The sequence below is a fragment of the Paenibacillus sp. genome (genome assembly GCF_035645235.1).
Lineage (GTDB): Bacteria > Bacillota > Bacilli > Paenibacillales > YIM-B00363 > Paenibacillus_AE.
In genome coordinates this window covers 23,688-29,783 of the sequence record NZ_DASQMZ010000135.1, presented here as the reverse complement: position 1 = coordinate 29,783, position 6,096 = coordinate 23,688, and the positions used below count along the sequence as shown (strand labels likewise).

General features: G+C 63.6%; 7 protein-coding genes. All 7 read left to right on the top strand.

Translation table 11 applies throughout. From position 1 onward, the window contains the following. Positions 1-790, top strand: a 790-nt coding sequence (rpsA, locus tag VEZ38_RS13415; RefSeq protein ID WP_324894188.1) for a 30S ribosomal protein S1, incomplete at its 5' end; no start/stop codon positions are given. Between the two features lie 27 nt (positions 791-817). Then, on the top strand, positions 818-1,885 hold the full coding sequence (gene fni / locus VEZ38_RS13410) for a type 2 isopentenyl-diphosphate Delta-isomerase (RefSeq protein ID WP_324894187.1): 1,068 nt from the start codon (positions 818-820) through the stop codon (positions 1,883-1,885). 75 nt (positions 1,886-1,960) lie between these two features. Beyond that, a complete protein-coding gene (locus tag VEZ38_RS13405) occupies positions 1,961-2,584 on the top strand; it encodes a YphA family membrane protein (RefSeq protein WP_324894186.1) in 624 nt (207 codons plus the stop codon). Between the two features lie 91 nt (positions 2,585-2,675). Next, positions 2,676-3,998 (top strand): ribosome biogenesis GTPase Der, encoded by a 1,323-nt coding sequence (gene der, locus VEZ38_RS13400; RefSeq protein WP_324894185.1) that lies wholly within the window; start codon positions 2,676-2,678, stop codon positions 3,996-3,998. A gap of 15 nt (positions 3,999-4,013) precedes the next feature. Beyond that, on the top strand, positions 4,014-4,616 hold the full coding sequence (plsY, locus tag VEZ38_RS13395) for a glycerol-3-phosphate 1-O-acyltransferase PlsY (protein ID WP_324894184.1): 603 nt from the start codon (positions 4,014-4,016) through the stop codon (positions 4,614-4,616). 12 nt (positions 4,617-4,628) lie between these two features. Next, entirely contained in the window at positions 4,629-5,675 is a 1,047-nt protein-coding gene (locus tag VEZ38_RS13390) for an NAD(P)H-dependent glycerol-3-phosphate dehydrogenase (protein WP_324894182.1), read from the top strand. A gap of 68 nt (positions 5,676-5,743) precedes the next feature. Then, positions 5,744-6,016 (top strand): stage VI sporulation protein F, encoded by a 273-nt coding sequence (locus tag VEZ38_RS13385; protein ID WP_324894180.1) that lies wholly within the window; start codon positions 5,744-5,746, stop codon positions 6,014-6,016. The last annotated feature ends 80 nt before the right edge of the window (positions 6,017-6,096 follow it).

Sequence of the window (6,096 nt, the reverse complement as noted above, 5' to 3'; positions counted from 1 at the left end):
TCCGGCATCGATGGTCGAGCGTCACTTCGTAGAAGACTTCAGCGATTACAAGGGTCGTACCTTGAAGCTGAAGGTGAAGGAAATCGACAGACCGAACAATAAGCTGATTCTTTCCCGCAAGGACGTCTTGGAAGAGGAGTATCAAGCGCAGAAGCTAGAGGTCATGTCCCGTCTCCACGTCGGCGACGTGATCGAGGGCACGGTGCAGCGCTTGACGCAATTCGGCGCGTTCGTCGATGTCGGCGGCGTGGACGGACTCGTGCACATCTCCGAGATGTCCCATTCGCATGTCGAGAAGCCTTCCGACGTCGTGAAGGAAGGCGATAAGGTGAAGGTGAAAATCCTCAAGCTGGTGCCGGAGAACGAGCGGATCTCCCTCAGCATGAAAGCCGCGCAGCCGGGACCTTGGGAACAAGCGGGCGAGCAGTTCCACGCCGGCGACATCGTTCAAGGCACCGTTCGCCGACTCGTCGATTTCGGCGCGTTCGTCGAAGTGGCGCCGGGCGTCGAAGGACTCGTTCACGTGTCCCAGATCGCGCATCGCCGCATCGGCACGCCGCACGAGGTATTGAAGGAAGGCCAGCAGGTGAACGTGAAGGTGCTTGACGTGAACGTCGGCGAGAAGCGCATCTCCCTCAGCATTAAGGAGACGGAAGAGGCGCCGGAGCAACCGGCACGTCCGGAGCGCCCCGCGCGCGCGCCGAAGCAGCAAGTCGACATTCCGGATGCGCAATCGCTTAGCATGACGCTGGGCGAGCGGTTCGGCGACAAGCTTAGCAAGTTCAAGTAAGATGTTCCGAGCGGGGAGAGGAGTCGAATGACGCGGAGATCGCGTAAGCTGGACCACGTCCGCATCGCGCTCGCCACCGGCCAGAGCGGCCGGAACGGTCTTGACGACGTGCGGTTCGTGCATAACCCGCTCCCCGATACGTCTCTTTCCCATATTTCGCTTACGACCCGAATCGGCGACCTCGACATGAGATCGCCGATTCTTATTAATGCGATGACGGGCGGGGCGGCGGAGACGGCAGAAATTAACGAAGGGCTCGGCCGGGCGGCGCGGGAGACGGGCGTCGCCATGGCCGTGGGTTCGCAGATGGCGGCGATTCGAGACCCTTCGCTGGCGGGCAGCTATGCCGTGGCGCGGCGGGCGAATCCCGACGGCCTGCTGTTCGCGAACCTCGGCAGCGAGGCGACGCCGGAGCAGGGGCGGCGAGCGGTCGAGATGATCGAAGCGAACGCGCTGCAGATTCATCTGAACGTCGTTCAAGAGCTCGTGATGCCCGAGGGCGACCGGAGCTTCGAGGGCGCGCTGGGTCGCATCGAGCGCATCGTGCGCGGCGTCGACGTTCCCGTCATCGTGAAGGAAGTCGGCTTCGGCATGACGGGAGACGCCGCCGCGAGGCTGCTTTCGGTCGGGGTGTCCGCGATCGATTGCGGCGGCAAGGGCGGAACGAATTTTTCGAGAATCGAAAACGAGAGGCGGGAGCGTCCGATCGCTTGGTTCGACGAATGGGGCTTGTCGACGGCGGAATCGCTGCTGGAGTGCGGCGCGCATGTGCCCGCCGGCCGCTTGATCGGCTCCGGCGGCATCCGCGGCGGGCTCGAGGCGGCGAAGGCGATCGCGCTCGGCGCAGCCGCCGTCGGCATGGCCGGGGCGCTGCTTCGCGCGCTTCGCGAATCGGGCGTCGAGGCGCTCGCGGACGCGATCCGCGAGACGGAGCGGGAGCTGCGGCTCGTTATGGCGGCGGTCGGCGCGCGCACGGTGGACGAGCTTCGGCGGGCGCCTGTCGTCATCGGCGGGGAAACGGCCGCATGGTGCGCGGCGCGAGGCATCGAAATTTCGAAATACGCGAGGCGCGAGGCGCGACCGACGTCCGAGTAAAATTCGCGCTTCCGAGCGATAATAGGGGAAACAACGAACGTCGCTTTTACATGCGTTCGCGCGGAGGCACGGCGAATGAATGCGGGGTTTCTGTCCTACATAATACTGACGTTGTCGCTGATTTTGATAGGCTTCGGCTGGAGAGCGCAAGCGATCGGGAACGGCTCCGGCAAGGCGGCGGCGGTCTTTTGCCTCGCCTGGATCGTCGGCGCCGCCTCTGACTGGCGCTATGGCGGGGCGACGGGCACGTTCGTCTACGTGCCGCTGCTCGCGCTCGGGGCGCACGCCGTCCGCACGTCTTCTTCGTGGAAGGAGACGGCGTCGATCGCGTCGTTCGGCTGCTTGCTCGGCGCCGTCTTTTCGCTCGTTCAACTGCTGGAGACGCTCGACCCGCTTGTGATCGTCCTTCACCCTTCGCTAGATCCGGTGCTGCTCGTCGGCTTGCTCGTCGCGGCATACGTCCGAATGCCGGCGGCGCAGCTCGCCTTGCTGTCGATCGCGCTCGTCGTGAACGACGTCTACATGGGGTCGCTCTATGCGGAGTGGCAGCCTGCGGCGCTCGGGGATCGCGAGTTCCAGGACGCCTGGTGGCTCGGCGCGGCGACGGCACGAGCCGCGACCGTATTTGGCGTTTCCGCGGTGCGCCGCGCGAAGGCCGGCGGCGGACGGATTCGGGGGTGGCTTCGAGTGCGAAGGTAAGACTTCGCATTCGGGGCTTCTTTTTGTTATGATGGTGGCTAGCAAGTTTTTCAACGAATCGGAGTTCGATACATCACAAGGGAGTGAACCTATGGCCAGACCGATCGTGGCCATCGTCGGCCGGCCGAACGTCGGCAAGTCGACGATTTTCAATCGAATCATCGGGGAGCGGCTCGCGATCGTCGAGGATCGACCCGGCGTCACGCGTGACCGCATATACGGCGCCGCCGAATGGAACGGCAAGCCGTTCAGCATTATCGACACGGGCGGCATTGAAATTTACGACGAGGACGAGCTGCTGAAGCAAGTTCGCATGCAGGCGGAGCTCGCCGTAGAGGAAGCGGACGTCATCCTGTTCGTCGCGGACGCGAAGGCGGGGCTGACGCCCGCCGACGAGACGATCGCGCAGCTTTTGTTCCGCTCGAACAAGCCGATCGTACTCGCGGTCAACAAGATGGACAATCCGTCCCGGACGGACGAAATCTACGAGTTTTACTCGCTCGGGCTCGGCGATCCGGTAGGAATGTCGGGTACGCACGGCATCGGCGTCGGCGACCTGCTCGACGAATTGGTAAAGCGCTTGCCGGATAAGCCGGAAGACCAATACGGCGACGAAGTGATCAAGATCGCGTTAATCGGACGACCGAACGTCGGCAAATCGTCGCTCGTCAACGCGATCCTCGGCGAGGAGCGCGTCATCGTCAGCGACGTGGCGGGGACGACCCGGGACGCAATCGATACGCCGTTCGAGAAGGACGGACAGCAGTACGTGCTGATCGATACGGCCGGGATTCGCAAGCGCGGCAAAGTGTACGAAGCGACGGAGAAATTCAGCGTCATGCGTTCGATGCAGGCGATCGAACGTGCCGATGTCGCCTTGATCGTCATTAACGGCGAAGAAGGCATTATCGAGCAGGATAAGCATATCGCCGGGTACGCGCACGAAGCGGGCCGGGCGGCGGTATTCGTCGTGAATAAGTGGGACGCGGTCGAGAAGGACGATAAGACGATGCAGCGGTTTACGGAGTCGATCCGCGACCATTTCCAGTTTATGTCTTACGCTCCGATCGTCTTCGTGTCCGCGACGACGAAGCAGCGGCTGCATAAGCTGCTGCCGGTCGTTCAGCAGGTCGCCGAGCAGCATTCGATGCGCGTGCCGACGAACGTGCTCAACGACATCGTCGCCGACGCCGTCGCGGTCAATCCGCCGCCGACGGACAAAGGCAGGCGTCTTCGGATCAATTACATTACGCAGGTGGCGGTCAAGCCGCCGACGTTCATCCTGTTCGTCAACGAGCCGGAGCTGCTGCACTTCTCGTACGAACGGTATTTGGAAAATCGCATTCGCACCGCGTTCCCGTTCGAAGGAACGCCGATGCGAATCGCGACGAAGCGGAAAAACGACGGGGAATAGGGGAGAGGGAGAAACGTGGCATACGTTCTCGCGGTCGTCATCGGGTATTTGATCGGTTCGGTCAGCTTTAGCTTTCTTTGGGGAAAAGTGTTTCAAGGAATCGACATTCGCAAGCACGGCAGCGGCAACGCCGGGGCGACCAACACGCTTCGCGTGATCGGCGTCGTTCCGGCCGTGACCGTGCTCGCGCTAGACATCGGCAAGGGCGTGCTGGCCGTATGGGTCGGCTGGTGGCTCGAGCCGGCTTCGCTGATGCTGCCGATTCTTTCGGGCTTCGCCGCCATCATCGGCCACAATTGGCCCGTCTTCTTCGCCTTCCGCGGAGGCAAGGGCATCGCCACGATGATCGGCGTCGTCGCGACGCTCTGTTTCTGGCCGGGGCTCGCGGCAGGCCTCGTCGGCATCGCGGCCATCTTCGCGACGCGGTTCGTCTCGCTGGGCTCGTTATTGTTCGCGACGCTGCTTCCGATTTCCCTCTGGCTGTTCGACCGGGAACTCGAGCTGATCGTCTTTAGTCTCGCGCTTGCGGCGCTTGCCTTCTATCGGCATCGGAGCAACATCGTCAAGCTCGCGCAAGGGAAGGAAAACAAACTTTCGTTCCGGCGCTCGAACGGATAGGGGGCTCGCGGGATGAAGAAAGCGACCGTATTCGTTGCAGGCAGCTGGGGCACGGCGCTCGCCGCGGTGCTCGCGGATAACGGGCTCGACGTGCGCGTGTGGACGAGGAACGCCGCGCAGGCGGAGGAAATCAACGAACGGCGGACGAACGAGAAGTACGTGCCCGGCGCAACGCTGTCCTCGGCGATTCGCGCGACGACGGATATCGAGGAAGCGGCGAGGCACGGCGACGCGCTCGTGTTCGTCGCGCCCTCCGCCGCGATGCGCGACGTCGCCCGAGCGGCGCGCGCGTACGTCCGGCCGGAGCAGCTCGTCGTGCACGCGACCAAGGGCTTCGAAGCCGACACGCTGCTTCGCATGTCGACCGTGCTGGAGCAGGAGCTGTCCCGGCCGGAAGGCAGCGTCGTCGTCCTGTCGGGACCGAGCCATGCGGAGGAAGTGATCGCCAGGCAGCCGACGACGGTCGTCGTCGCCTCGCGGGAGCCGCATCTCGCCGACGCGGCGCAGGATGTATTCATTACGCCCGCGTTCCGCGTCTATACGAACCCCGACGTCGCCGGCGTAGAAATCGCCGGCGCGCTGAAAAACATTATCGCGCTCGGGGCAGGCATGTCGGACGGCCTCGGCTTCGGAGACAACGCGAAGGCCGCGCTGCTTACGCGCGGACTGGCGGAGATCGGGCGCCTCGGCGCGGCGATGGGCGCGAATCCGCTGACGTTCGCGGGGCTCGCGGGGGTCGGCGACCTTGTCGTCACCTGTACGAGCCGGCATAGTCGCAACTGGCGGGCCGGCTATGCGCTCGCCGAGGGCCGCTCGCTTGAGGACGTGCTTCAATCGCTGGGGATGGTCGTCGAAGGCGTTCGAACGACGAAGGCGGCGATGGCGCTGGCGGCGAAGCACGGCGTGGAGCTGCCGATCGCGGCCGAGCTGCATGCCGTGCTGTTCGACGGCAAGCATCCGCGCGCCGCGGTCGAAGACTTAATGGGCCGAGGCCGCACCCACGAAATCGAAGATATCGCCCGCGAAGCGCTTCGGGGCCACCGCTCCCCGCTCGAATAGCCTGCCGCCTACACGCACTCGCCGATCTCCTCATACGATGGAGGTAAACGAGGCGGAGGAGGTAGGTTATGACGAAGCATATCGGCAAAGACGTGCTCGGCGCCGTAAAGAAGCGGACCGGCAAGTCGATCTCGGAGAAAGACATCAACAAGCTTGCGAGCGGCGTGAAGCCGTCCACGATGCAGAGCGAAGCGGAGCTGAAGAAGCTCATTAAGAAGGTCGGCGCGATGGCGGGCGTGCCCGTATCGGATGCGCTGACGAAGGAAATCGTGTCCGCCGTCAAGAAGAGCGGCATGAATCCAAACAACATGGAGCAGCTGATGAAAATGATGATGAAATAATCCCGCCGGCGGGAACGCCGAAGCGGGATTCGCGGGCGTCCGCTCTTCACGAGCCGGGCGCCCGCTTGCGTACGGGGAAG